This is a genomic window from Rhodophyticola sp. CCM32 (assembly GCF_004751985.1).
Taxonomy (GTDB): domain Bacteria; phylum Pseudomonadota; class Alphaproteobacteria; order Rhodobacterales; family Rhodobacteraceae; genus Rhodophyticola.
The window spans coordinates 2,852,945-2,876,968 of the sequence record NZ_CP038492.1 but is presented as its reverse complement, the minus strand read 5'-3'; the positions used below and the strand labels follow the sequence as shown (position 1 = coordinate 2,876,968).

Genomic DNA, 24,024 nt, shown 5'->3' with positions numbered 1-24,024 from the left:
TGAGCAGTTTGCGCGTGACGGCGATGATATTTGGGAAGCAGAGAAGGCGCGGCGGCACAGCACGGGCAGGAGTGTGCCCTTACTGTGTCTGATCCCTTGTTTGGTTTCGGCGATACCATTCCAGTGCGCGTTTCTCCGTATGTGCGATGAAAGGGGCCTTGGCATGCCCATATGCCTCCGCTGATGGGCATTCCGAGGCCACCTGCGATTTCAGGTCAGAATATTCTGCGGCTTCCCGGGTGTTGTTCCGAAGATAGTCACGGAAAGCCAGATGCCGTTCGGTATGATGTGATCCCTGCTCGAATACATGCAGATGATGCGTTCTTTGGCCCACCTCATCGGATTTTCGGAAATAGCGCCGGGTTTCGATGCCATACTCCCCCATGACCTCATATCCCAGCCCCTGCATGATCGGATTATGACAGTCCATCTCAACCAGCCTGTCCACAATGCCGAGCATATCAATGATCGGTTTGGCAAGGATGCCGGGAATAGCCGTACTTCCGATGTGGTGCAGTATGATTGCGCCTTCGCCAAGGGCGAGACGAATGGCTTTGGCTTCGCGGTCAAAAGCCGGTTTCCATGCCGGATCATGGGGTAGGAGAAGCGGTGCCATCATCCGAGTATGACGATGCGGCAGGCATGCCGCAACATGTTGCCGCCGAGACGCCGCGGTCGTTGGCAGGTCAGCTGAAATAATCCGTCAGGATGCGGCTGTAGATGCGTTTGAGATCATGGATATCCTGCACCCAGACCCGTTCATCCACCTGGTGCATGCGGTGCCCGACAAGCCCGAATTCCACAACCGGGCAATGTGTTTTCATGAACCGCGCATCCGAGGTGCCGCCGGTGGTTGACAGCACCGGGTTCTGGTTGGTTTCCTTGTGGATCGCCTTTGCCACCAGATCTGACAGACCGCCGGGCGGGGTCAGGAACGGTTCCCCCGAAATGCGGGTTTCCATGGTGATCCTTGTGCCGGTCTCATCCGCGACCGTATCGGCCTGGTCCTGTAGCCAGGCGATCAGGGATGCGCCGGTATGGGTGTCGTTGAAGCGCAGGTTCACGGTCATTTTCGTTTGCGCGGGGATGACATTGGAGGCGGGATTGCCGGTGTCGATGGTTGTGACCGAACAGGTGGTCGGGTCGAAATGATCGGTGCCTGTGTCCAGCACATGGGTGGACAGGCGATGGGCCAGAAGCGCCACGGCGGGCATCGGGTTCAGCGCCTTGTGCAGATAGGCGGAATGGCCCTGTTTGCCTTTGACGGTGAAATGGGCGGTCATCGCCCCCCGGCGGCCGATCTTGATCATGTCGCCGATCGTCTCGGGGCAGGTGGGTTCGCCCACGATGCAGATATCCATCTGTTCGCCCTCTGCCGCCATCCAGTCGAGGATCGCCGTGGTGCCATCGGTCGAGGGGCCTTCCTCATCCCCGGTGATGGCCAGAATAATCGACCCTTCCGGCGGTGTGGTGCGGGTAAAATCAATCGCCGCGGCAACAAAGGCGGCCACGCCTGATTTCATATCGGTGGCGCCCCGGCCATAAAGCCAGCCCTCTTCCAGATCGGCGCCAAAGGGCGGGTGGGTCCAGGCCGCTTCATCGCCCACAGGCACAACATCCGTATGGCCGTTGAACCCAAAGGTCCTGGCATGACCCTTGGTGCCCCAGCGGGCAAAGAGGTTGGGGGTGCCGTTCCGGTCCACCCGGATGCTCAGAAAACCCGCATCGGCCAGCGCGGCCTGCAACAGGTCCAGCGCGCCGCCTTCGGCGGGGGTGACTGTGGGGCAGCGGACCAGATCGGCGGTCAGTTCGGCGGGATCAACGGGCTGGGTCATTGGCGCGGGTGCTCCGGCATTTTCAGGGGGCATTCCAGCGATACCGGGGGGTGCAGGCAGGCACAAGCGGCACGGTCCATATGGGGCAAAATCCGCTGTGCCTAATTTTTGCCTAATTTTTGTCTAAAGCTCTCACGAAGGCCTGAAGCAGGCGAGCGGCAACGACCGCGTTTTGATCACATGGACCACCCCCGCGCATCCATGCGTGGGGTCATCGAGGTGCGTGTTTTCAGGTGTGCCCCAGGCGTCAAACAAGACGTGGATGGGGCAAGATGCCAGCGGCAGCAGACGAACTGAACATTGACACCCGGGCCTCTGACAGAGAGATGGCCGAGGCGATTTTTGGCGACAACATCACCATTATTGACGCCGATTATGACGGAGACCGGAATTCCTCGGGCATCTGGGAAAACGGCGACAGCATCGCGCCGGGTCTGACCCCGTCGGATACCGGGGTGATCCTGTCCACCGGCCGGGTGCGGGATGTCACCCGGGATGGCGGCGGCGACCCCAATACGCGCACCAACACCAGCAGCAACACACGCGGTGACAACAACCGGTCCGATTTCAACGATGTGGCCGGAAACAACACTTATGACGCATCGTTTCTGGACGTGGATTTCATCCCCGACAGCGATTTGTTGTCGATGCAATTCACCTTCGCATCCGAAGAATACCCGGAATATGCCGGGTCGGTTTTCAACGATGTGGTGGCGGTCTGGATCAATGGTGAGCTTGTGGCATCGCCGGTGTTCGAGGTGACGCAGATCAACTCGGTCAACCAGACGGAAAACGAGACGCTGTTCATCGACAATACCGATGATGAGTACAACACCGAGATGGACGGGTTTACGGTGACGCTGCGCCTGCTGATCCCCGTCAATGAAGGGGAGGAGAACAATATCAGGATCGGCATCGCCGATGTGCAGGACAGCAGCTATGATTCCGCACTGCTGATCGCCGGCGACAGTATTCAGGGCGATTTTATCGCCAGTGATGACGCCGAAACCGTGTTTGAAAGCCAGACCGCGATTGTTGATGTGCTGGCCAATGACGGTGATCTGAGCAACGGGGTGATGATCGTCACCCATATCAATGGCCAGCAGGTCGGTGTCGAAGACAGTATCACGCTGGGTTCGGGCCATAAGGTCACCCTGATGCCCGATGGCAACCTGTCGGTGGAGCCCCCCGCCGATCTGGTCGGTCTGACCGGGCCTGAGACGCTGAATTTCAGCTATACCGCTGCGGATGAAGACGGGATCACCGACAGCGCCTTTGTCACCATCACCACCATTCCCTGTTTCGTGCGCGGCACGAAAATACGCACCCCGCGCGGGGATGTTCCGGTCGAGGATCTGCAAACCGGCGATCTTGTGGAAACCCGCGACCACGGGGCACAGCCGATCCGCTGGGTCGGCACGCGCCGGGTCGCCGCCGAGGGCAGATTTGCCCCGGTGGTGATCGAGGCCGGCACTTTCGGCGGCCATGGCACGCTGCGCCTGTCACCCCGGCACCGGGTGATGGTGACCCATTACATGGCCGAATTGATGTTCGGCGAAGATGAGGTTCTGATTGCCGCCGGTGATCTGGTCAATGATTGCAGCGTGCGGATCGAAACCGGGGGGCAGGTTGAATATTATCATCTGCTTTTCGACAGCCATCAGATCATCTGGTCCGAGGGGTTGTTGAGTGAAAGCTTCCTGCCCGGACCGCAAACCCTTGGCGGCTTCGATGACGGGGTCCGCGAGGAACTGTTTGCACTGTTCCCTGAACTCGACCCGGACACCGGTTACGGGTATGGCATGTCGGCTCGTCCGGGTCTGAAAGCCTATGAAGCACGGGCGCTTCTTGCATGAGCCCTGAAATTGCCTCAGTTCCGGTGCAATGGCCCCATAATCATCAGCAAGACTGCGTTTGCGCGAAGTTTTTGCAGGTAGGTGATATGGGCTGGACGGCAATCTGGGATACAAGCGGGCAGGTAAAGGGCCCGCAGACGCACGCGTCTTGTGCTGTATCCATGCCGAAAAGCGACCATGTCACGCTGATCCTTGAAGGGCGGCTGTCACGCGGTGGGCCGCGCCCGGTCCGGCTTTGGGCCGGTATAGGCGACGCGTCGGGTGATTTCACGCTTTACCGGATGCCCGACGGGGCAATGCGCATCAGCCACCGCGATGTGGAAATGACCACGGAACCGGGGACGCTTTCCCCCGGCGAGACCTTTCTTTTGCATTACCGGGCCGATGCCAACGGGCGCGATGCCCTGATTGATATCCAGAATATTGATCGCGGGCTGCGCCTGTTGTTGCGCCCCCGGGTGCCTTCCGCCCCGGCACTGACCGATTTCCTGCCCAAAACCCCACGCTATATGGAGCAGTTGACCCTTGCGGCCCTGGCCACCCATGAGTTGCCGGTTGGCCATGCCCCCTGTTTCGAGACCGGCACGCCGATCAACACACCGTCAGGTCCCGTGCGGGTGGAAGACCTGCGCCCCGGCATGGTGGTGAACACCTTGAATAATGGCCCTCAACCCGTGCGCTGGACAGGCCAGAGAGAACTGCTTTGCCTCGGCTCCATGGCACCGGTTTTGTTGCGCGCGCCCTATTTCGGCCTGACCCAGGATTGCCGGGTCTCCCCCCGGCACCGGATACTGATGGACGGGACGGATGTGGAATACCTGTTTGGCGAGGAACGGGTTTATATCCGCGCCGGTGATCTGGTGAACGGGATCTCCGCCAGACGGGATTATACAAAACCCACACGGGTCTTTCATCATTTCCTGCTGGATGATCATGATTGCGTCACGGTTGGCCGCTGCCGGATGGAAACATTGCTTCTGGGCGATATGCTTGCCGCCGATGGCCGCAATACCGGGCAATTGTCCAAAGCCGATGCGCTGCCCGATTACCCGACACTGGACCGGGCGGCGGCGCAGACATTGCTGTCCCTGATTGCCGAACATCGCCGGGTTGCGGCCTAAAGCCCCCTGCCTTAAACTTGACTCACAAATACCCTGCCACGCTTCGCGTTCTCGGGACATTTGTGATGCGAGATGTCTCAGGTTTAAGGCAGCATGCTGTAGGGGCACTCCTCTACAGGTTTCTGGCCCGGGTCCGCGCCCGCCACAGGGTGAACAACCCGGCAGCAACCACAAGCCCCGCGCCGATCACGACATTTGCCTGCAATGTCTCTCCGAACACGGTCAACCCGATGGCTGAGACAAAAACCAGATGCAGATAGGCAAAAGGCTGCACCGCACTTGCCTCGGCCACCTCATAGACCCTGATCAGAAGCCAGTGACCAAGCGCGCCAACAACACAAAGCGCCCCCATCCAGCCCCAGTCCGGCAGGCTCATCGGTTCCCAGAACCACAGGCCGATCACCGTCATCGTCACCGCGCCCACCGTCCCGGTCCAGAAAAAGCTGGTGGCCGCATCATCCCTGCGCGCGGCATAGCGTGTCAGCAGCCCGTAAAGCGCGAACATGACAGCGGCGGCAAGCGGCACCAGCGCTGCCGCCTCGAACACCCGCAGGCCCGGTTGCAGGATGATCAGCACACCGATGAACCCCACACCGATTGCCACCCATCGGCGCCAGCCCACGTTTTCGCCCAGCACCACGCCTGACAAACCGGCGATCAAAAGCGGGTAACAGGCGAAAACCGCATGGCTTTCCACCAGCCCAAGCAGCACGAAACCGGCAATCATCACGCAGATCTCAAGCGACAGAAGGGCGCCGCGAAATATCTGCAACACCGGTTGCCGCGTTGCCGCCGCCCGGCGCAGGCCACCGGCCTGCCGCGCGGCCATGGTGATGACAAACAGGGCAAAGAACCAATAGCGGATCATGACCACCATCAGCACGTTGTAATCCGCCGCCAGATGCCGGCTGATCCCGTCCTGTATGGAAAACACGAAGGTCGTGGCGATCATCAGCCAGATGCCAAGCCGGGTATTCTGCTCGGTCATCTGCGCCGCCCCAAAGACATATGCCGCTTGCGCCCGAAACCCGGCACGCGGCTGACATCAAACCCCGCCGCGTCCAGCGCCCGGCGCACATCCCCCGCCGCCGTATAGGTCGCAAATGTCCCCCCCGGCACTGTGTGCCGCGCCACGGCATCCATCAATGCGCCACCCCATAATTCCGGGTTCCTTGCCGGTGAAAACCCGTCCAGAAACCAGGCATCGGCGCAGCCCTGCCACTGCGGCAGGGTCTCCCGTGCATCGCCTTTGATCACATGCAACTCAAAATCCGCGCCGGTGATTCGGGTGGGCAGGGCAGATGCATCTCCTGCCATCAGGCATTCGCCCGGCAGATCGGGGAACCGGGCCAACGCGCGGGTCATCGCGGCAACCGGCATCGGATAGGCCTCAAAACTGGTAAACCGCAACACCCCGCCCAGACCCGCATCCCGAAACGCCTGCAAGGCGGTCAGAAAATTCAGCCCGGTGCCAAAGCCAAGTTCGGCAATCTGAAACCCCGGGCGAAACCGACCCGGCAGATCATTGCCCGCCAGAAACACATGCCGGGTTTCGGCCAATCCATTATCCAGCGAATAATACGGGTCATCAAACAGGGTCGAGACCGGAACATCCCCCGGGCGCCAGTCAATACGCTCTGTCTGGCCCTTTGTCATAGCCTGCCTTAATGAGAACGAAATCGCTTTATTCTGCACCATCGATCATCAAAATTCGCGTTCGAGATCAGCAGCTTGCTGACCCGGAGGCAGAGAATTTTGATACAGATTAAACGAGTTCTGCTCTACAGTGAAATCGCGCGCGACTTTGGACAAGCGACAGGGGATTGGCAATGGCCGATGTGACGATACATGGCGCCGGAATTTTCGGCCTGTCCATCGCCTGGGCCTGCGCCCGCCGGGGGGCTTCGGTACAGATCATCGACCCGAACGGGCCGGGGGCCGGGGCCAGCGGCGGGCTGGTCGGGGCATTGGCCCCCCACACGCCGGAAAACTGGAATGACAAGAAACAGATGCAGTTCGACAGTCTGGTCATGGCGGAAACCGTGTGGGCCAGCGTGGCCGACCTGTCCGGCGAAAACCCCGGTTATGCGCGGTTTGGCCGGGTGCAGCCGATTGCCGATGACGCCGCGCTGCGTCTGGCCGAAGCCCGCGCCGCAACCGCGCGGACCCTCTGGCAGGGCCGCTTTGACTGGCAGATCGTGCCGCAGGAGGCCTATGCCCCCTATGCCTGCTCCGCAACCGGGCTGCTGATCCATGACACGCTCTCCGCGCGGCTGCACCCGCGTCGGGCAACCATGGCTCTGGCCAAAGCCCTCGACAGGAACGGCGCCAGAATCACGACAGACGGGATTGCCACTGGTCATCAGGTCTGGGCCACCGGTGCGGCGGGCCTGCTGGAACTGTCGGAAACGCTCAACACTCCCGTGGGCACTGGCGTCAAAGGCCAGGCCGCCCTGCTTGGTTTCGACGGGCGCAGCCTGCCGCAGCTTTTCGCGGATGGGCTGCACATCATCCCCCATGCGGATGGCACCACCGCCATCGGCTCCACGTCTGAGCGGGTCTATGACACCCCCGACGGCACCGATGCCAGGCTGGAAACCCTGATCACCAAGGCCCGCCAGCTTTGCCCGCCGCTGGCCAAGGCCCCCGTCCTCACCCGTTGGGCCGGGTTGCGCCCCCGGGCCCGATCACGTGCACCAATGCTGGGTCCTCACCCGACAAAACCGGGGCAGTTCATCGCCAATGGCGGCTTCAAGATCGGCTTTGGCATGGCCCCGGTGATTGGCGAGCTTATGGCCGATCTGATCCTCGACGCCCACGACCATATCCCCGACAGCTTCCGCCCCGAGGCGAGCCTGCCAAAACCCTGATCCCCGGATATCTGTGTCCCGGTTTCTCTGCTTGGTAAATATCCCCGCCGGAGGCTTCCGACCGCCCCGCAAAAGCCGGGGTTCAGATTTCCGGCAAATCGGCAGCCACACGCAATTCCGCCATCAGTTCTGTCAACGCGCCGAGATTAGCCTCATTGATCAGCCGATCCTCCTGAAACTGCCCGCTGGCATCGGCCACCATCAGTTCCGGCCCGGGTATCAGATTGGGGCGAAAGGCCACCAGACAATGGCGCAGTGCAAACTGCGACCGCGCGCCTCCGGTACGGCCAGCCGCCGCCGACATGATCGCCAGCGGCTTGCCTGCCCAGGGTTTGTTTTTTGTCCGGCTCACCCAATCCAGCGCGTTTTTCAGAACCCCTGAAATGGCGCTGTTATATTCCGGGCCCGAGATCACAACCGCATCCGACGCCGCGATCTGGTCGGCCAGCACCTGAACCTTTGCCGGGATGCCTGTCGCCTCCTCAAGATCGCCATCATAAAGCGGCAGCCGCAGATCGGCCTCGATAAACTGCTCCGGCTCGAACAGACGCGCCGCTTCCCGCAACAGTTTGCGATTGAACGAGGCCGCGCGCAGCGACCCCGAGATACCCAATAATGTCCCCGATGCCATCACAGCCCCTTTTTCGAAGATTCCCCACCCGGGTCAGCTTATTGCATAAGCGCATAATGACAACGCCTGCCCGGCTCCCGGCCGGTATCGGACAGGCGCAGCCCTTGCGAGAGGCCCTATGCAGGTGTATCTGCCCTGTCATGATACGGGTTTTCAACATCGGTGACCGCGCCCGCCTGCCCTGGCGGTTCTTTGGCCAGCTCGGCGCGATACGGGGGCGACGGCGCACCGTCTGATCCCGTTTCCGCCTTTTCAGATACCCCTCAGCCCCGAGGACCGCGCAACATGACCGCCTCCAAAACGCTCTATGACAAAATCTGGGATGCCCATCTGGCCCATGAGGCCGAGGATGGCACCTGCCTGCTGTATATCGACCGCCATCTGGTGCATGAGGTCACCAGCCCACAGGCCTTTGAAGGGCTGCGGATGGCAGGCCGGGATGTGCATGCACCGGACAAGACCATCGCCGTGCCGGACCATAACGTGCCCACGACCGATGGCCGCGACACCCATATCGACAATGAAGACAGCCGCATTCAGGTCGAGGCGCTGGACAGGAACGCGCGCGATTTCGGCATCCATTACTACCCGGTCAGTGATATCCGTCAGGGCATCGTGCATATCGTCGGGCCGGAACAGGGCTGGACCCTGCCGGGTATGACCGTGGTCTGCGGCGACAGCCACACCGCCACCCACGGGGCTTTTGGCGCGCTGGCCCATGGTATCGGCACATCCGAGGTGGAACATGTGCTGGCCACGCAAACGCTGATCCAGCGCAAGGGCAAGAACATGAAGGTGGAGATCACCGGCAAACTGGCCCCCGGCGTCACCGCCAAGGATATCACCCTGTCGGTGATCGGCGAGACCGGCACCGCCGGCGGCACCGGGTATGTGATCGAATATTGCGGTGAGGCGATCCGCGCATTGTCGATGGAAGGCCGGATGACGGTCTGCAACATGGCGATTGAAGGCGGCGCAAGGGCGGGTCTGATCGCGCCGGATGAAACCACATTCGACTATGTCAAAGGTCGGCCCCACGCGCCGAAAGGCGCCCAGTGGGAAGCGGCGCTTGCCTGGTGGAAAACGCTCTATTCCGACGAGGATGCCCATTGGGACAAGATCGTGACAATCCGGGGCGAAGACATCGCGCCGGTGGTGACCTGGGGCACCTCCCCCGAAGACGTGCTGCCAATCACCAGCACCGTGCCCGCGGCAGAGGATTTCAACGGCGGCAAAGTGGACGCCGCGCAGCGCAGCCTTGATTACATGGCTCTGACACCGGGCACCCCCTTGGCCGCGATCAAGGTTGATACGGTTTTCATCGGCTCCTGCACCAATGGCCGGATCGAGGATTTGCGGGCCGCGGCCGCGATCCTGAAAGGCAAGAAGATCAAAGACGGGTTGCGGGCGATGGTTGTCCCGGGCTCCGGCCTTGTGCGTGCCCAGGCCGAGGAAGAGGGTCTGGCGGATATCTTTAAAGAGGCCGGGTTTGAATGGCGGCTTGCGGGCTGTTCCATGTGTCTGGCGATGAACCCCGATCAACTGTCCCCGGGGGAACGCTGCGCCGCGACCTCGAACCGGAATTTCGAGGGGCGGCAGGGCCGGGGCGGGCGCACCCATCTGATGTCACCGGCGATGGCTGCGGCTGCGGCCGTGACCGGGCGGCTGACAGATGTGCGTGAAATGATGTGAGCACCAGCCCGGATTGCACGTGCAATCCGGGCCGGAAAACGCGCGTTTTCCGGCTACAGCGCAGATCGCAGGCGCAGGCTTACAGGCAGCATCACTGCGGCCAGCGCCAGACACCACAGCCCCATCGCCATCCCCTGATCGGGGAACGGGATGCCCCAGTCGATCAGCAGCCCGGTCAGCCCCGGCCCGATCGCGGTGGCAAACACCATCAGCGCGGTCACAATCGCCCGCACCGACCCCAGATGGGCGGTGCCGTAGATCATCGGCAGGAACGCACCCCATAACGTGCCGGTCATGCCCTGGGTCAGCGCCATGATCCCAAGCGCGGAAACCCAGTGCCACGGGCTTTCCGCCGGGCCGATCAGAAACATCGCCACCCCCATGGGGATCAGGGTGACGGGCAGGAACCGGTCGGCGCCGAACCGGTCCATCGCCCACCCGGACACCAGCGATGTCACAACGGTCACGCTTGCAAAGACCGGATAGGCAGGGGCCATCTGTGTCAGGGTCCAGCCTTTGATCCCGGCCACATGAACCTGATGGAAGAACACCACCGTGCCGATGAAACCGGGCGTCAGGATCAGCGGGATCAGCGCCAGAAACAGCCCATGCCGCAACACCTGGCCCCGCGTCCAGTGGCGCCCCTCAAGCCCTGCGGTCTCGTCCGTCGTGACCGTCATGCCCGAAGGCGTGCGATCCTCCGCCAGCAGCAGGATCAGCGCAGGCAACAGCACCAGCACAATCCCCCCGGCGGTCACAGCCCAGGTTTCGCGCCAGCCGATCCCGCCGATCAGCAGAACCACCGCCAGCGGCAACACCATCTCGCCCATGGGATAGCCCAGATTGGTGATCGCAACGGCGCGCCCGCGTGTGGCCACAAACCAGCGCCCCATGGCCGTCGCCGCAATATGGCCGAACATGCCCTGCCCACAGAACCTGAGCAGAAACACGGCGATCCCCAGAACCCAGATCGTATTGCCAAAGGCCATCGCCACAGCCGCCAGTGCGAACATCCCCGCCACCAGAGGCACCAGCCGGGAAAAGGCCATTGTGTCGGCCAGCGATCCCCGGCTGAGCAGCAGCAGGGCCGAACTGAGCGTGGCAAATGTATAAAGCGCGCCCCATTGCCCGTCACTCAACCCGTATTCCGCACGGATCTCACCTGCAAACAGCGAGATGAACCAGGTCTGCCCGAAGGAAGAGCCGAAGGTCAGCAGCAGACCCGTAACCAGCCAGCGGCGGTTTTCACTGAAAAATCGGCCCATGGAGGGGCCTTATCCCTGTCGCGCGGTCAGAGCAATGTGCGTTCCACCACCCAATAGGCGCCGATGGCCGCAATCGCGACAGAGGCAGGAACGGCAATGAAAGGCCGATAGAAATCCTTTTTGCCGAACCACAGCCCGACAATCAGGAACGCGATCGCGATCACCGCCAATTGCCCCAGTTCGACCCCGACATTGAAGCCGAGCAAAGCCACGCCAAACCGGCCCGAGGCAATGCCGAAATCGCCCAGCACGCTGGCAAAGCCCAGCCCGTGCAGCAGGCCGAAGCCAAAGACCAATGCGGTTCTGCCCCCCACATTGCCCCAGCCAAGGGCATTTTCGACCCCGACATAGACAATCGAGGCCGCGATCAGGGGCTCCACCACGCCGGGCGGGATACTGACAATCCCAAGACTGGCCAGGGCCAGGGTGATCGTATGGGCAATTGTGAAGGCCGTGACCTGATAGAGCAACGGACGGATATGCAGGGAAAAGAAGAACAGCCCCAGCACAAACAGAATATGATCAAGGCCAAGCGGGATGATGTGTTCGAACCCGGCCAGGATGTATCGCAGGAAAACCGCGCCTGCATCTTCGGTCAGAATCTCGGCACGCGGCAGGGGCTCTGACATGGCGCCGCCAATCAGAAACCCGGTATAGGCCGCATCGCCGCCACCGACCTGACGCAGCACCAGTTCTCCGTAACTTGCATCCCAGCCGATCTGCACCGGGTCCATTCCCCTGGGCAGATGAGCCTGCAAGACCAGCACCGAATCCCTTGGCAGCTCGACATTCCCCACCTCGTGAATAGTCACGCCAACAATCTCGGGGTGCAGCAGTTCACCGCCGGTTTCAATCACAATCCCGTCAGAAATCCGGTCCCAGTTCTCCCGCAGGGCATCCTCAAGCTCGGCTGGTTCCTCGGCGCGCAACTGGTCGTGAAACGCGGCCTCGGGCGACTCGTTGGTATTCACCAGCCCGTCCAGGTTGATCCCGGCGATCAATGGCTCCAGCGACAACCGGATGCTTATCCTCACATCCTCTGTCGTGACCTCCACATCGGCCACCGCGGCGCGAATCTCATGCGCGGCCCCGCCGCTGATTGAGGTCAGAAGCCATGCCATTGACAGTACCAGACAACGCACCAAGCTATACTCAGACTTTACAATGGCGGATATCATGCGATTTCTCCTTCTCGCCCTCACCTTTACCTTTGTCCTGAATTTTAACGCGGGCAAGGGCCTTGCCCATGAATTCTGGATCGAACCTGCTGCGTTCAGGATGGCGCCCATGGCCTCTTTAACAGCGCAATTGCGCGTCGGGCAGGCGTTTTCGGGTGTCAGCCTGTCCTATCTGCCGCAAAATTTTGAACGGTTTGATGTCATTCAGCGGGAAACCGTGACCGCGGTTGAGGGTCGCCTTGGCGATAATCCTGCCCTGGTCATGGATGGTTTGGGGGATGGGCTGGCCATCATCACCCATGAAACCACCGCCAGCCACCTGACCTATACGGACTGGGACAGGTTTCTGCGTTTCGCCGCGCATAAGGATTTCGGGGATGTGGCCGCACTGCACGACGCCCGCGCCCTGCCGCGGGAAGGGTTCCGCGAGGTCTATATCCGCTATGCCAAAAGTCTTGTGGCAATCGGTGACGGGGCTGGCGCGGACCGGCAGGTTGGTTTGGCGACCGAGATTGTGGCGCTGGCCAATCCCTATATGGAGGATCTTGCCGCCGGGATGCCCGTGCAGGTCTTTCTGAACGGCACGCCGCGCGCCGATGCGCAGGTGGAGCTTTTTGACCGCGCGCCCGATGGCGCGGTGGAGAACACCCTGCATCGCACCGACAATTCGGGCATCGTCACCCTGCCGGTCACCCGGGGCCATACATATCTTGCGGATGCCGTGGTTCTGGAACCGGTTGAGCCATCTGGCCCCGATGATGCAGTGTGGTTGACCCGATGGGCCTCTTTGACATTTCAGGTGCCCTGATCTGGGTGTTGAGCGCCGCTTGCTCCCGCCCGGGCAACGCGCTATCCCGTGGCCCTAGCCGAAGGAGACGCCAGATGGACAAGTTCACCACGCTGACGGGCATCGCCGCCCCCATGCCGATGATCAATATCGACACCGATATGATCATCCCGAAACAGTTCCTGAAAACCATCAAACGCTCTGGTCTTGGCGCAAATCTCTTTGACGAGATGCGGTTTGATGATGACGGCAGGGAAATTCCCGGATTCGTGCTGAACCAGCCCGCCTATCGCACCGCCGAAATTCTGGTGGCCGGCGACAATTTCGGCTGCGGCTCCTCTCGCGAGCATGCGCCCTGGGCGATCAAGGATTTCGGTATCCGCTGCGTCATTTCCCCCGGTTTTGCCGATATCTTTTTCAACAACTGCTTCAAGAACGGCATTCTGCCGATCACCCTTCCGCAGGAGCAGGTGGATCTGTTGATGAAAGATGCCGAGAAAGGTGCCAACGCGCGGATGACCGTTGATCTGGAGGCCCAGACCATCACCTCGTCCGACGGGGAGGTGTTTGCGTTCGAGGTGGATGCCCATAAGAAACATTGTCTGCTGAACGGGCTCGACGATATCGGCCTGACGATGGAAAAGTCAGGGGCAATTGCCAGCTTTGAGGCCAAAGCAGGCGCGGAACGTCCGTGGGTCTGACCCGCGCGGGTACCACATTTAGCGTATACTCTTTTGGCAACACCTAACCCGGCACACAGGTGATGCAATCGGGGGACAGTTTGCAGACCAAAAGCGCCGTTTCGATTCCATGCAGGAAATCATAGCCTTGCCTCGTGATATGAATATCGGCAAGATTATCGGTGTTGAGGCATTCCAACGGGCAGGTTGGGGTGAACATATGGAATAAGGGGCCGGCATGAACCGGGTCCGTCCGGGTTGAGGATGAAAGTCAGTGATCGCACAGCTATCAGGTGCTGTGGTTCGGGCGGTTGTCGTTTTGATCGTCATATCCACGCCATCTTTGCTGATACCGGGCACCAGCCCGGAGACGACACAGATCGTCACACTGATCGGGCTCTTTGCCGGGGCTTTCGTATTCTCTGAATATGCCTCCACCTATCCGGGCCTGATTGAATTTCGTGACGCCCCGCCATTCAACAGGGTCCGCGTGGTCTCTTTGTTCATCGCGCTTTTCGCGCTCAGCGTCGTTGTCGATACGGATAGCCAGGTCTCCACCCTGTCGCTGGTGATCAATGCCACGGGTCTGGTGATCAGTCAGGCGCTGGACTTTCCGTTCAGCCCGCTGAACCTGTTCATCGCTGAGATATCGGCAGATGCCGGTGCGCGACAGATCGTAGATTTGCAGATCATGACCGGGCTGGCCGCCCTGATCGGTCTGGTCACCCTGTCGGCCTTTGCCATTCTGGTGCGGATGCAGCAATGGCCGAACCGGCAATCGGCCTTCAATGTCTGGGTCAACCTGCCCACATTCGACCCGACCACCGGCGGCGATGTGGTGACACGTCTGATCCGGGACTCCCGGATTAACATTTTGTTAGGGTTCTTGCTGACCTACTTCATTCCGGTTCTGCTGCGGATCGGCACGGCGCAGCTGGACGTGTCGATTGTAACCTCGCCGCAAACCATGGTCTGGGTGGTCGCGTTATGGATGTTTCTGCCGCTTACCTTGTTCATGCGCGGCATGGCGATGGCACGCGTCGCCGATATGATCATTGCCCGGCGCAAACGTCTGGTCGCCTATTTCGAGCCCGAAGACCGGTTTATGCCAGCCTGATCCCGCGCCTGTTCCTTGCCCTCGGCCTGGTGCTGTCCCTCCCCGCGCTGGCAGACAGTCTGCGCCTTGCCAATTTCCACACCCGCCTGTCCCGCGACGGCCCCGGTCTGATGTTGTCAGACCTGACCGATCCCGAGCCTGACCCCCGGATCCGGGCCACGCTTGATGTGATCGCGGCAGCCGATGCGGATATTCTGCTGCTTCAGGATGTGGATTACGATGCAAACGGCCATGGGCTGACAGCACTGGCAGAGGCGCTTGGCACGCATGGGCATCCCTATCCTTACCGGCTGATGCTGCGGCCCAATACGGGGCGGCCGACCGGGCTGGATATCGACGGCAATGGCAGGGTGGGAGACGCGCGCGATGCGCAGGGCTATGGCCGGTTCAACGGCCAGGGGGGTATGGCGCTGTTGTCACGCTGGCCAGTTGATACCGGCGCGCTGCGTGATTTCTCAAACTTTCTCTGGGCCGATCTGCCTGACAGTACCTCGGCACAGGTTCTGCAACCCGAGGCGCTGGCGCTGCAACGTCTGGCATCGGTCGCGGCCTGGGATGTGCCCCTGCGCCTGCCCGATGGCGCGGCTTTCCATATTCTCGCACTCCATGCCACGCCCCCGGTCTTCGACGGCCCGGAAGATCGCAACGGTCTGCGCAACGCCGATGAGCTGCGCTTCTGGCAATTATATCTTGACGGATGGTTCCCGGGGGCGCCGGTTTCACCGCCCCCCGCTTCGCCCTGATGGGCACATTGAATATCGACCCGGACAGGGGGGAAGGCCGCCCCGGGCCATTGCGCGCCCTGCTGAACCATGCCGCCCTGCAAGACCCGGTGCCAACCAGTGCAATGGGTGGCACCGCTACCGCCGATTGGGACGAGCCAAGCCCCGGCGATCTGCGGGTGGATTACATCCTGCCCGCCGCAGGTTTGCAGGTCAGCGCAAGCGGGGTGATCTGGCCGGAAGATGACACCGCAACCCCGCCCCTGTCTGTTGTGGCTGCCGCCTCAGACCATCGGCTGGTCTGGGTCGATCTGGAATTCTAGAGCCGCAGGTGGAAAACTCCAGTTTTCCATATGGAATTCTCGAGAATTCCGGTGCCCGGATTTTGCTGTAAATCCAACCTGACGTTATAAGGCACTCCGCAGGGCATCCTCCACCGGGGTGTCCACCAGATCGGGCAACAGGGCGTTCAGCGCGCTGCCATCCACCTGATGCGGCTGATCCCAGAGATAGCGCATTTCAAGCAGGTGTTTCGCCTGGGCCCAGACCGGCCGGGCAAGATGGATCGGAAACCATGACATCCGCGAAACCGCCATGTCGCGTCCGAGGGCTGCGCCACAGGCCCGGGCCAGTTGCCTTGCGCTCAGCGTATAGCCGCCAAAGGCAAGATCGGTGACCCCGCCCAAATCCCCGCGCATCTCGGCCAGCCGTGGCAGGGTGGCGGCCATATCGGGCAGATAGGCCCAGGCATGGGACTGGTCCAGCGCGCCGGGATAGCTGAGCTTTCCGCGATGTGCCTGTTTGGCGATGATCCTGTCGAACCACCCGGCCGAGGCCCGGTCATCCAGAAAATCCCCGCCCCTGAGCAGGATCACCTGAATATCCGCATCGTGATAGCTCTGCTCCATTTCGATCCGCAACCTCCCAAGCGGGTTTGTGGCCCGTTGTGGCATATCGGGGCCGACAATCGCGGGCATCGTCTGACCAAACCCGTAGGTATAGATATTGCCCGCCTGCATCACGGTGGCCCCGCTGGCCCGTGCCGCGGCGATCACCTGTGCGGTCAGCCCGGGCAACAGCGCCGCCCATTTGCTGTAGGGCGGGTTCCAGCCATTCACGATGACATCCATGCCCTGCGCGGCCCCCGTAAGGTCACCGGTCTTGCGGTCATAGGCGGTAACATCCCAGCCTGCGGCCCGAAATGCCGCCATCGCATGGCGCCCGAACCGGCCCGTCGGTCCCAGTATCAACACTGTCTTTGCCATGGTGGCTCTCCCTGATTATCCATGCCTGACCCGGATATATGCATTCATGAATTTTACGATATTCCCAAAAACCGTCTTTCTGATATTCATATATGAATGGATAATCCGATCACCTCGCTCGACTGGTCCCTGATCCGCGCCTTTCTCAGCGTGGCGGACACCGGGTCGCTTTCTGCTGCCGCGCGCCAGCTCGGGCTCAGCCAGCCCACGCTTGGCCGCCAGATCCGCGCGCTGGATCAGGCCCTGGGCAGCGCGGTGTTTGAACGTCACCCGAAAGGCCTGCACCTGACCGCATTCGGTCAGGCCCTGCGCCCCGCCGCCCGCGCCATGGCCGAGGCTGCCGGTCAGATCGGCCTGATCGCCGCTGGCCATGACAGCCAGCTTGCCGGATCGGTGCGGATCACGGCCTCCACCTTTGTGTCCTGCTTTCTGTTGCCGCCGATACTGGCCGATCTGCGCCAAAGACACCCCGAGATCGACATTGACCTCACCGCGTCGGACCAGACGGAAAACCTGCTGTTTCACGAGGCCGATATCGCGCTGCGGATGTATCGCCCGGAACAGCTTGACATGATCACCCGTCATCTGGGCGATCTGCCGCTCGGTCTTTATGCCCATCGCCGCTATTTCGCCAAGCGCCCGATGCCGGAGCGCATCGAAGACCTGTTTGACCATGATGTGCTTGGCTATGATCGGGATGACCGGATCCTGCGCGGTTTCCGCGATGCGGGCCTTGATATCGACCGGTCTTTCTTTGCGCTGCGCTGCGATGACCAGATCACCAACTGGGCGCTGCTGCGCGCGGGTCTTGGCATCGGGCTGGGCCAGGCCGCCGTGGCCGCCACCGACCCGGATCTGGTGCAGGTTCTGCCCGATACGCCCGTTCCGACCCTGCCTGTCTGGCTGACCTGCCATGAAAGCCTGCGCCATACGCCCAGGGTTGCAGCGGCCTGGGATGCGCTGGCCCATGGTCTGGCCCGCGTGGTTTCTTGACCCCCGAAGGCGCAGCTTGTACCGCAGGGGCAACATATTTTCGAAGGATTTCGCAGCAATGACCAACCACTCTCTCCTGATCCTGCCCGGCGACGGCATCGGCCCCGAAGTGATGACCGAGGTGCGCAAAATCATCGACTGGTTCGGCAGTCGCGGTCTGGCCTTCGATGTGTCCGAGGATCTGGTGGGCGGGGCCGCCTATGATGCCCATGGCACCCCGTTGCACGACGATACCATGGCCCGCGCGCAAGAGGTGGATGCGGTTCTGCTGGGCGCCGTTGGCGGGCCGAAATACGATACGCTTGATTTCAGCGTGAAACCGGAACGCGGGCTTCTGCGTCTGCGCAAGGAGATGGACCTTTACGCAAACCTGCGCCCGGCGCAGTGTTTCGACGCGCTGGCGGATTTCAGCAGTCTCAAGAAAGATGTGGTTGCCGGTCTCGACATCATGATCGTGCGCGAACTGACCTCGGGCGTCTATTTCGGCGAACCGCGCGGCATTCACACCGAAGGCAATGAACGGGTCGGGATCAACACCCAGCGTTACACGGAATCCGAGATCGAAAGGGTGGCGCGATCGGCGTTTGAACTGGCCCGGAAGCGGGGCAACAAGCTGTGCTCGATGGAGAAGGCCAATGTGATGGAAAGCGGTATCCTCTGGCGCGAGGTCGTGCAGGAGGTGGGCGACAAGGATTACCCGGATGTGGAGCTGAGCCACATGTATGCCGATGCGGGCGCGATGCAATTGACCCGCTGGCCCAAACAGTTCGACGTGATCGTGACCGATAATCTGTTCGGTGATCTTCTGTCTGATCTGGCCGCGATGCTGACCGGTTCGCTTGGCATGTTGCCCTCGGCCTCGCTGGGCGCGCCGATGGAAAACGGGCGGCCCAAGGCGATGTATGAACCGGTTCACGGCTCTGCCCCCGATATCGCGGGTCAGGGCAAGGCCAATCCGATCGCCTGCATCCTCAGCTTTGCCATGGCCCTGCGCTACAGCTTCGATCAGGGGGGGGAGGCCGACCGGCTGGAAAAAGCCATCGAAGATGTGCTGGCCGATGGGTTGCGCACGGCTGATTTGCTGGGCGAAGAGGGTGTGACCCCGGTCAGCACCAGTGAAATGGGCGATGCGATTGTGACGAAATTGGCATCATCTGTCTGACCCGACGCAGATAGTTGACCCTTTGGCACGCTCGGCCCTTGAGATACGCGTCTGATCGCGTATCCGTACATGCAGGATGACCGAGCAGACCGCCAACACAAATCTTCGCGGCGCGTTATTCGCGCTTGTGGCCTTTGGGGTCTTTGCGACCCATGACGTGGTCATCAAATATCTGGGCGCATCCTATTCGCCGTTTCAGATCGTGTTTTTCAGCGTTCTGTTCGGCTTTCCCATCATCACCTTCCTGCTGATGCGCGATGCATCCGGCGGGCATCTGCGCCCGCGCCACCCCTGGTGGACCGCTGCGCGCACATGCGCCTCTGTTCTGACCGGGGTTGGTGCGTTCTTCGCCTTCTCGGCCCTGCCGCTGGCGCAGGTCTATGCGATCCTCTTTGCCGCACCCCTGCTGATCACGGTCCTTGCGATCCCGATGCTGGGGGAAAAGGTGGGCTGGCGCCGGGGCATTGCGGTTCTGGTCGGGCTGGGCGGTGTGATGGTTGTGCTGCAACCCGGCAGCACTGAATTGCAACTGGGCCATTTCGCGGCCCTCACCGCCGCTGCAACCGGGGCCTTTGCCTCGGTCATCGTGCGAAAGATCGGGCGCGAGGAACGCAGTGTTGTTCTGATCCTCTATCCGATGATGGCGAATTTCGTGCTGATGGGCGCCGCCCTGCCTTTTGTCTATGAACCGATGCCGATTATAGATATCGGCGCCTCGGCCATCATTGCCACAATGGCCCTGGTTGCCAGCACATGCCTGATCCTGGCCTATCGCCATGCCCAGGCCGTGATCGTCGCCCCGATGCAGTATTCACAGATCATCTGGGCAAGCCTTTATGGCATCTTGCTGTTTGACGAAACGCTCAGCCGGTCCACGCTGATCGGCACCGGCATCATCATCGCCTCGGGTCTCTATATCGTGCTGCGCGAAGGTCAGGGCGGCACCTCGCGCACCACCCCGGTTCTGCGCACCCGGTCGCGCAGCGGCACGCCGGTCGCCCCCCGGGTCGGGCAGTTTCTGAGTGAGGAACAACGCGGCCTAAGATCACAGCCACCGGAAGATAACACAACAGGCTAAAGCACCCTGCCTTAAACTTGACTCACAAATACCCTGCCACGCTTCGCGTTCCCGGGACATTTGTGATGCGCGATGTCTCAGGTTTAAGGCAGCATGCTGTAAAGCGTTTCGGGCAAGCCTTGGATCGAAAAAAGCGGCCTCTCGCCTTTGGCCCGAACGCGGTTTTCGAGACCGTCTGTTTCAGGGTAAACCCGAAAAGCTATAGGTCTGGCGACCCTTCTCCACTCTCACCGCCCTCTGCTCGTGCCAGCCCCCTTGCATTGCCCCGCCACCCCGGCTATCCCGCGCCTCACGGTCGGGCTGTGGCGCAGCCTGGTAGCGCACCTGCTTCGGGAGCAGGGGGTCGGAGGTTCGAATCCTCTCAGCCCGACCAGATGATAAGGTGTGAGGCGACATATGGTTTTGCCTTTTGCGCCAAAACCTTTCCTCTTTACCTATCCATTGCGTTATTCTGACTTGTCGGTTTGTTGCGTTTGCCCTGACCATCCAACCGGGAAATCAGGGGCGATTTGAAGGTCAGACGCCGCAGGCGCCAGTTTCTGCAAATCTGCCATGTGGCGAACGCGGGAGGGGGCAATGCAATTCAACAGGGGTGGTGCGACCCGCAGGCGCAGCCGGGGAACTTGCAGGTCTCTTTTGATCGGAGCACAGGAGCGATGTCAGACGAGTCTGATGATCTGGCATTTCAACGAATCTCGACACGCAGTTTGAGACGATCACGCGCGTTTACGCCAATGGGCAAACTTTGCGGGCAAATGGTGGTATGGTCTGACCGTCTATGACCGCTATAGGCCACCAAGGGCGCCACAATGTCCGTACGGTCCGCCATCGGGTTGCGCGCGGCGAAGAGATACGTCGCCCGCCCCTGCGATTTCAGGGCCAGGCCAATCGGTTCAGCGCAGGCATCCAGCGCAGCTTGCAGGCTGTCGTACGCATCCGAGAACCCTTCTGGGTTGCAGGTCGCGCAAAGGTGTAAACCCACCTCCGCCATCACGAAAGCCCCCTTGGTCGGAGGATATACGTATCCATGATCCATCCGTGATCCGCCCGCGCCGCGGCACGTGCCGCGATGATCCGAGGCCCTGCTTCCGCCAGGGGGCCGTGATCGAGGATTTGTTCCTCCATACCCAAATACGCCCCCCACCAGATCACCAGGTCCCGGTGGGCAAGGGTTTGGAAGCTGCATTCGCCATCCAGCATGACGGCCACGGTCTCTGCCCCTTCAGGCCAGCCGTGGTCCCGCAGGCGCCGTCCGGTTGTCACGGTGACTGCTCCTGCCAGCGTGTTGAATGTGATGCCATGGGCCGCCGTCAGCGCCTGGAGCGCGGTGATCCCCGGCAGAATCCGCAATGTCGGCGCGGGGGCAAGCCGCGATGCGATCCGCAAAGTGCTATCGTAAAGCGAGGGATCGCCCCACACCAACAGGGCCACCGGGCCACCGGGCTTTGCTTCGGCGATCGTTGCCTGCCAACGCCGCGCGATTTCATCATGCCAGGCCCGAACCCGGTCCTTATACGGGATGGAAGGGTCGCGCGTGGGATAGTCGAATGCCACAACAGGGGCGGTTGTCCGTGCATCGGCAATGATCCTGTGCCTCAGCTCCGCCAGATCGGATTTATCGGGCCCTTTATGCGGAATAAGGATCAGCGCTGCGTCGCGCAATGCACGCTGCGCCTCCAGTGTCACATGCTCTGGATTGCCGGTCCCGATCCCGATAAGCCACAGATCCATCGCCTAGGCCCCATCCGCCAGCGGACCATACAGAATAAGCGCAGGCGTCGTGCCGATCTCCGCGTTCAGGCGGTCCATCAATTCCGCCAACGTCATCCGGTGCAGTGCTTGCTCCGGCGTGCTGACGGCCTCCGCCAGAAGAGCAGGCGTTGCGGCGGGCAGGCCACGCTCCATCAACGCGGCGGCGAGTTTGGGGAATGTCCGTTTGCCCATGAAAACAACGGTGCTTGCCGTGGGATCCGCCAAAGCGTTCAGGTCGATATCGTCCGGCAATGCGCCCGAGGCATCATGGCCGGTCACGAACTGCACCCGACGTGCGGTCAGGCGGCGCGTCAACGGGATGCCAGCAGCGGCGGCGGCGGCAATCGCGGAGGGCACGCCGGGAATGATTTCATACGAAATTCCTGCCGCGCGCAGCGCAACAAGCTCCTCCTCCAGCCGCCCGAACAAGCCGCAGTCACCGGATTTCAGCCGGACGATGCGCTGGCCTGTCTTCGCATAATCGACCAACAGACGGCTTACATGGTTCTGCTTCGGTGACCGCCGCCCGGCGCGTTTGCCAACGCCCACCAGATCGGCGCCGCTGCGGGCATGGGACAGGATCGGACCTGAAGATAAGTCATCAAACAAGACCGCATCCGCATGTTTCAGGCGGTCGACGGCTTTCAATGTCAACAACTCCGGATCTCCGGGGCCTGAGCCGACGAAAGAGACGAAACCGCTCATCCCAGATCCTCGCAGATCATATGGAAGAAAGTACCGGTGACATTTCCACGCACGGAGCCAGACTGCGCAACCGGGTGTCCGTCGGCATCTGCAACATCTGCGAGGGGCGCATCCGGCTGGTGTAAGATGCTGGAATAGTGAAACTCATGTCCGCGCAAGGCCGTGCCTGCCGCAAATCCAGGCATGGCTTTCGACAGCACAGCACGGCGATACCCAAGGTTGAATTTTCGTTTCTCATACGATGTCTCAAGCCCCAGCAGACCCGCCATCTGGTGTCGGGTTCCGTCCTTGTCGATCAAGCCTGCCCCAGCGCCATGTAGCCGCCGCACTCGCCGTGGACCGGCCGTGTTTCGGCATGGGTATGCAGGGTATTGCGGAACCGTGAGGCCGCCGCTAGGGCACCAGCGTGTAGCTCTGGGTAGCCCCCCGGAAGCCACACGAGATCAGCGTCCGGATCCGGGACCTCATCGGCCAAAGGAGAGAATGGCAGGATCTCCGCCCCTGCCTCGCGCCAGCCTTTCAGCAAATGCGGATAGGTGAACGAAAACGCCGCGTCGCGGGCCAGCGCGATGCGTTGAGCGGGCGGTTTCGGCAATGTGCCACCCGGTCCGGTCACCCCCCCGCCTGCGCCGCCGAACGGAGAGCAGAAAGATCAACATTCTCCCGCAGAAATGCAGCATAGCCTGTAATTGCAGCCTCAAGATCGGGGTGTTCAATCGCTTGGATCAGCCCCAGATGCCGCTCTGGCAACGCCAAATCACCGCGACGTGGCAAAACGCCGAAAACGTTAAGGCCCGCGTGATCCATGCCGCGCCGGATCAACCGCTCGTGCCGGGGCGACGCCACGCGGTTCAAGATCACACCCGCGATGGGCAAATCCGGCATATAGGCCTGGAACCCCAGCGCCGTGGCCGCGGCCGATTGTGCCTGCCCGCCCGCGTCGATCACCAACACAACGGGCCAGCCCATGTGTCGCGCGGTTTCCGCCGATGATCCAAACCCTGTCTGCCCGCGTGTCGCGACCCCGTCGTAAAGCCCCATGGAGCCTTCTGCGATGCAGATATCCGCGCCCGCAGCCTGTCCGCCAATCGCCTGCAAAAGCCCTTCATCCATCGCCCAGGTGTCGATGTTGAACGACATCCGACCAGAGGCCGCGTGATGAAATGCCGGATCAATGTAATCCGGTCCCGATTTATAGGGTTGCACCGCAAGCCCATCGTCACGCAGGGCCCGCAGCAGACCCAGCATTACGGTCGTTTTTCCGGTGCCTGACGATGGCGCTGACACCAACAACCCCGGAGGAAATGCAGTCATT

At 61.4% G+C, this 24,024-nt stretch carries 21 protein-coding genes, 1 tRNA gene and 2 pseudogenes; 12 read left to right on the top strand and 12 right to left on the bottom strand.

The genetic code is table 11. The features are described from left to right. Positions 1-79 precede the first annotated feature (79 nt). Complete coding sequence (locus E2K80_RS13990; protein WP_238475543.1) at positions 80-619, bottom strand: GrpB family protein; 540 nt, start codon at positions 617-619, stop codon at positions 80-82. A 67-nt stretch (positions 620-686) separates the two neighbouring features. Beyond that, complete coding sequence (gene dapE / locus E2K80_RS13985) at positions 687-1,835, bottom strand: succinyl-diaminopimelate desuccinylase (protein WP_135375558.1); 1,149 nt, start codon at positions 1,833-1,835, stop codon at positions 687-689. A gap of 272 nt (positions 1,836-2,107) precedes the next feature. Between dapE and E2K80_RS13980 the strand changes: the two genes are divergently transcribed. Both E2K80_RS13980 and E2K80_RS13975 read left to right on the top strand, forming a co-directional pair. Next, positions 2,108-3,691, top strand: a complete 1,584-nt coding sequence (locus tag E2K80_RS13980) for a Hint domain-containing protein (RefSeq protein WP_135375557.1) — start codon at positions 2,108-2,110, stop codon at positions 3,689-3,691. A gap of 161 nt (positions 3,692-3,852) precedes the next feature. Beyond that, positions 3,853-4,812 carry a Hint domain-containing protein gene (locus tag E2K80_RS13975; protein WP_168193198.1) on the top strand — a complete coding sequence of 320 codons (960 nt, stop codon included), beginning with the start codon at positions 3,853-3,855 and terminating at the stop codon, positions 4,810-4,812. A gap of 112 nt (positions 4,813-4,924) precedes the next feature. Here E2K80_RS13975 and E2K80_RS13970 read toward each other — a convergent pair whose 3' ends face one another. Then, on the bottom strand, positions 4,925-5,800 hold the full coding sequence (locus tag E2K80_RS13970) for a DMT family transporter (RefSeq protein WP_135375555.1): 876 nt from the start codon (positions 5,798-5,800) through the stop codon (positions 4,925-4,927). Next, the gene (gene mnmD, locus E2K80_RS13965; protein WP_135375554.1) at positions 5,797-6,468 is read right to left on the bottom strand and encodes a tRNA (5-methylaminomethyl-2-thiouridine)(34)-methyltransferase MnmD; all 672 of its coding nucleotides are present in this window, start codon (positions 6,466-6,468) and stop codon (positions 5,797-5,799) included. The genes E2K80_RS13970 and mnmD overlap by 4 nt, the downstream gene beginning before the upstream one ends. A 173-nt stretch (positions 6,469-6,641) precedes the next feature. Between mnmD and E2K80_RS13960 the strand changes: the two genes are divergently transcribed. Further along, complete coding sequence (locus E2K80_RS13960) at positions 6,642-7,682, top strand: NAD(P)/FAD-dependent oxidoreductase (protein WP_135375553.1); 1,041 nt, start codon at positions 6,642-6,644, stop codon at positions 7,680-7,682. 82 nt (positions 7,683-7,764) lie between these two features. Here the strand turns inward: E2K80_RS13960 and E2K80_RS13955 are convergent, their stop codons facing one another. After that, a complete protein-coding gene (locus tag E2K80_RS13955; protein ID WP_135375552.1) occupies positions 7,765-8,313 on the bottom strand; it encodes an NADPH-dependent FMN reductase in 549 nt (182 codons plus the stop codon). Positions 8,314-8,598: 285 nt separating this feature from the next. Here E2K80_RS13955 and leuC point away from each other — a divergent pair, with 285 nt between their 5' ends. Further along, positions 8,599-10,005 carry a 3-isopropylmalate dehydratase large subunit gene (gene leuC / locus E2K80_RS13950; RefSeq protein ID WP_135375551.1) on the top strand — a complete coding sequence of 469 codons (1,407 nt, stop codon included), beginning with the start codon at positions 8,599-8,601 and terminating at the stop codon, positions 10,003-10,005. Positions 10,006-10,058: 53 nt separating this feature from the next. On the opposite strand, the gene E2K80_RS13945 is transcribed toward leuC, so the two are convergent. Both E2K80_RS13945 and E2K80_RS13940 read right to left on the bottom strand, forming a co-directional pair. Continuing rightward, on the bottom strand, positions 10,059-11,270 hold the full coding sequence (locus tag E2K80_RS13945; RefSeq protein ID WP_135375550.1) for an MFS transporter: 1,212 nt from the start codon (positions 11,268-11,270) through the stop codon (positions 10,059-10,061). A 26-nt stretch (positions 11,271-11,296) separates the two neighbouring features. After that, on the bottom strand, positions 11,297-12,391 hold the full coding sequence (locus E2K80_RS13940) for a HupE/UreJ family protein (RefSeq protein ID WP_238475542.1): 1,095 nt from the start codon (positions 12,389-12,391) through the stop codon (positions 11,297-11,299). Positions 12,392-12,446: 55 nt separating this feature from the next. Here E2K80_RS13940 and E2K80_RS13935 point away from each other — a divergent pair, with 55 nt between their 5' ends. The 4 genes and pseudogenes from E2K80_RS13935 (at position 12,447) to E2K80_RS20095 (ending at position 16,077) form a co-directional block, all read left to right on the top strand. Further along, a complete protein-coding gene (locus tag E2K80_RS13935) occupies positions 12,447-13,256 on the top strand; it encodes a DUF4198 domain-containing protein (RefSeq protein WP_238475541.1) in 810 nt (269 codons plus the stop codon). A 74-nt stretch (positions 13,257-13,330) separates the two neighbouring features. Further along, complete coding sequence (leuD, locus tag E2K80_RS13930) at positions 13,331-13,936, top strand: 3-isopropylmalate dehydratase small subunit (RefSeq protein ID WP_135375547.1); 606 nt, start codon at positions 13,331-13,333, stop codon at positions 13,934-13,936. 253 nt (positions 13,937-14,189) lie between these two features. Continuing rightward, positions 14,190-15,032, top strand: a complete 843-nt coding sequence (locus tag E2K80_RS13925; protein WP_135375546.1) for a hypothetical protein — start codon at positions 14,190-14,192, stop codon at positions 15,030-15,032. Positions 15,033-15,142: 110 nt separating this feature from the next. Further along, positions 15,143-16,077 (top strand): annotated as a pseudogene (locus E2K80_RS20095) (endonuclease/exonuclease/phosphatase family protein). 84 nt (positions 16,078-16,161) lie between these two features. Here the strand turns inward: E2K80_RS20095 and E2K80_RS13915 are convergent. Beyond that, positions 16,162-17,019 (bottom strand): epimerase, encoded by an 858-nt coding sequence (locus E2K80_RS13915; protein WP_135375545.1) that lies wholly within the window; start codon positions 17,017-17,019, stop codon positions 16,162-16,164. A gap of 96 nt (positions 17,020-17,115) precedes the next feature. On the opposite strand from E2K80_RS13915, the gene E2K80_RS13910 reads away from it, so the two are divergent. The 4 genes from E2K80_RS13910 (at position 17,116) to E2K80_RS13895 (ending at position 20,625) form a co-directional block, all read left to right on the top strand. After that, positions 17,116-18,012 (top strand): LysR family transcriptional regulator, encoded by an 897-nt coding sequence (locus E2K80_RS13910; protein ID WP_135375544.1) that lies wholly within the window; start codon positions 17,116-17,118, stop codon positions 18,010-18,012. 58 nt (positions 18,013-18,070) lie between these two features. Then, positions 18,071-19,174: a 3-isopropylmalate dehydrogenase gene (gene leuB, locus E2K80_RS13905; RefSeq protein WP_135375543.1), complete on the top strand. Its 1,104-nt coding sequence runs from the start codon at positions 18,071-18,073 to the stop codon at positions 19,172-19,174. A 76-nt stretch (positions 19,175-19,250) separates the two neighbouring features. Continuing rightward, positions 19,251-20,252, top strand: coding sequence for a DMT family transporter (locus E2K80_RS13900; protein WP_135375542.1), 1,002 nt, complete (start codon positions 19,251-19,253; stop codon positions 20,250-20,252). Positions 20,253-20,548: 296 nt separating this feature from the next. After that, positions 20,549-20,625 (top strand) — tRNA-Pro (locus E2K80_RS13895). Between the two features lie 312 nt (positions 20,626-20,937). Here the strand turns inward: E2K80_RS13895 and E2K80_RS13890 are convergent. The 4 genes and pseudogenes from E2K80_RS13890 to E2K80_RS13875 all read right to left on the bottom strand — a co-directional run bounded on the left by E2K80_RS13890 (position 20,938) and on the right by E2K80_RS13875 (position 24,023). After that, positions 20,938-21,246, bottom strand: a complete 309-nt coding sequence (locus E2K80_RS13890; protein ID WP_135375541.1) for a hypothetical protein — start codon at positions 21,244-21,246, stop codon at positions 20,938-20,940. Continuing rightward, entirely contained in the window at positions 21,243-21,983 is a 741-nt protein-coding gene (cobF, locus tag E2K80_RS13885) for a precorrin-6A synthase (deacetylating) (RefSeq protein WP_135375540.1), read from the bottom strand. The genes E2K80_RS13890 and cobF overlap by 4 nt, the downstream gene beginning before the upstream one ends. A gap of 3 nt (positions 21,984-21,986) precedes the next feature. Beyond that, positions 21,987-22,709: a uroporphyrinogen-III C-methyltransferase gene (gene cobA, locus E2K80_RS13880; RefSeq protein ID WP_135375539.1), complete on the bottom strand. Its 723-nt coding sequence runs from the start codon at positions 22,707-22,709 to the stop codon at positions 21,987-21,989. Then, positions 22,706-24,023: pseudogene (locus E2K80_RS13875) on the bottom strand (cobyrinate a,c-diamide synthase). Before E2K80_RS13875 ends, cobA begins: the two are co-directional and overlap by 4 nt. Position 24,024: the final 1 nt, after the last annotated feature.

Coding starts and splice junctions, on each gene's coding strand:
- E2K80_RS13960 (WP_135375553.1), top strand. CDS start 6,642: ATGGCCGATGTGACGATACATGGCGCCGGAATTTTCGGCCTGTCCATC.
- E2K80_RS13990 (WP_238475543.1), bottom strand. CDS start 619: ATGATGGCACCGCTTCTCCTACCCCATGATCCGGCATGGAAACCGGCT.
- E2K80_RS13955 (WP_135375552.1), bottom strand. CDS start 8,313: ATGGCATCGGGGACATTATTGGGTATCTCGGGGTCGCTGCGCGCGGCC.
- cobA (WP_135375539.1), bottom strand. CDS start 22,709: ATGAGCGGTTTCGTCTCTTTCGTCGGCTCAGGCCCCGGAGATCCGGAG.
- cobF (WP_135375540.1), bottom strand. CDS start 21,983: ATGGATCTGTGGCTTATCGGGATCGGGACCGGCAATCCAGAGCATGTG.
- E2K80_RS13915 (WP_135375545.1), bottom strand. CDS start 17,019: ATGGCAAAGACAGTGTTGATACTGGGACCGACGGGCCGGTTCGGGCGC.
- E2K80_RS13935 (WP_238475541.1), top strand. CDS start 12,447: ATGCGATTTCTCCTTCTCGCCCTCACCTTTACCTTTGTCCTGAATTTT.
- E2K80_RS13945 (WP_135375550.1), bottom strand. CDS start 11,270: ATGGGCCGATTTTTCAGTGAAAACCGCCGCTGGCTGGTTACGGGTCTG.
- E2K80_RS13910 (WP_135375544.1), top strand. CDS start 17,116: ATGGATAATCCGATCACCTCGCTCGACTGGTCCCTGATCCGCGCCTTT.
- E2K80_RS13900 (WP_135375542.1), top strand. CDS start 19,251: ATGACCGAGCAGACCGCCAACACAAATCTTCGCGGCGCGTTATTCGCG.
- E2K80_RS13975 (WP_168193198.1), top strand. CDS start 3,853: ATGCCGAAAAGCGACCATGTCACGCTGATCCTTGAAGGGCGGCTGTCA.
- mnmD (WP_135375554.1), bottom strand. CDS start 6,468: ATGACAAAGGGCCAGACAGAGCGTATTGACTGGCGCCCGGGGGATGTT.
- E2K80_RS13940 (WP_238475542.1), bottom strand. CDS start 12,391: ATGGCATGGCTTCTGACCTCAATCAGCGGCGGGGCCGCGCATGAGATT.
- E2K80_RS13970 (WP_135375555.1), bottom strand. CDS start 5,800: ATGACCGAGCAGAATACCCGGCTTGGCATCTGGCTGATGATCGCCACG.
- leuC (WP_135375551.1), top strand. CDS start 8,599: ATGACCGCCTCCAAAACGCTCTATGACAAAATCTGGGATGCCCATCTG.
- leuB (WP_135375543.1), top strand. CDS start 18,071: ATGACCAACCACTCTCTCCTGATCCTGCCCGGCGACGGCATCGGCCCC.
- leuD (WP_135375547.1), top strand. CDS start 13,331: ATGGACAAGTTCACCACGCTGACGGGCATCGCCGCCCCCATGCCGATG.
- dapE (WP_135375558.1), bottom strand. CDS start 1,835: ATGACCCAGCCCGTTGATCCCGCCGAACTGACCGCCGATCTGGTCCGC.
- E2K80_RS13980 (WP_135375557.1), top strand. CDS start 2,108: ATGCCAGCGGCAGCAGACGAACTGAACATTGACACCCGGGCCTCTGAC.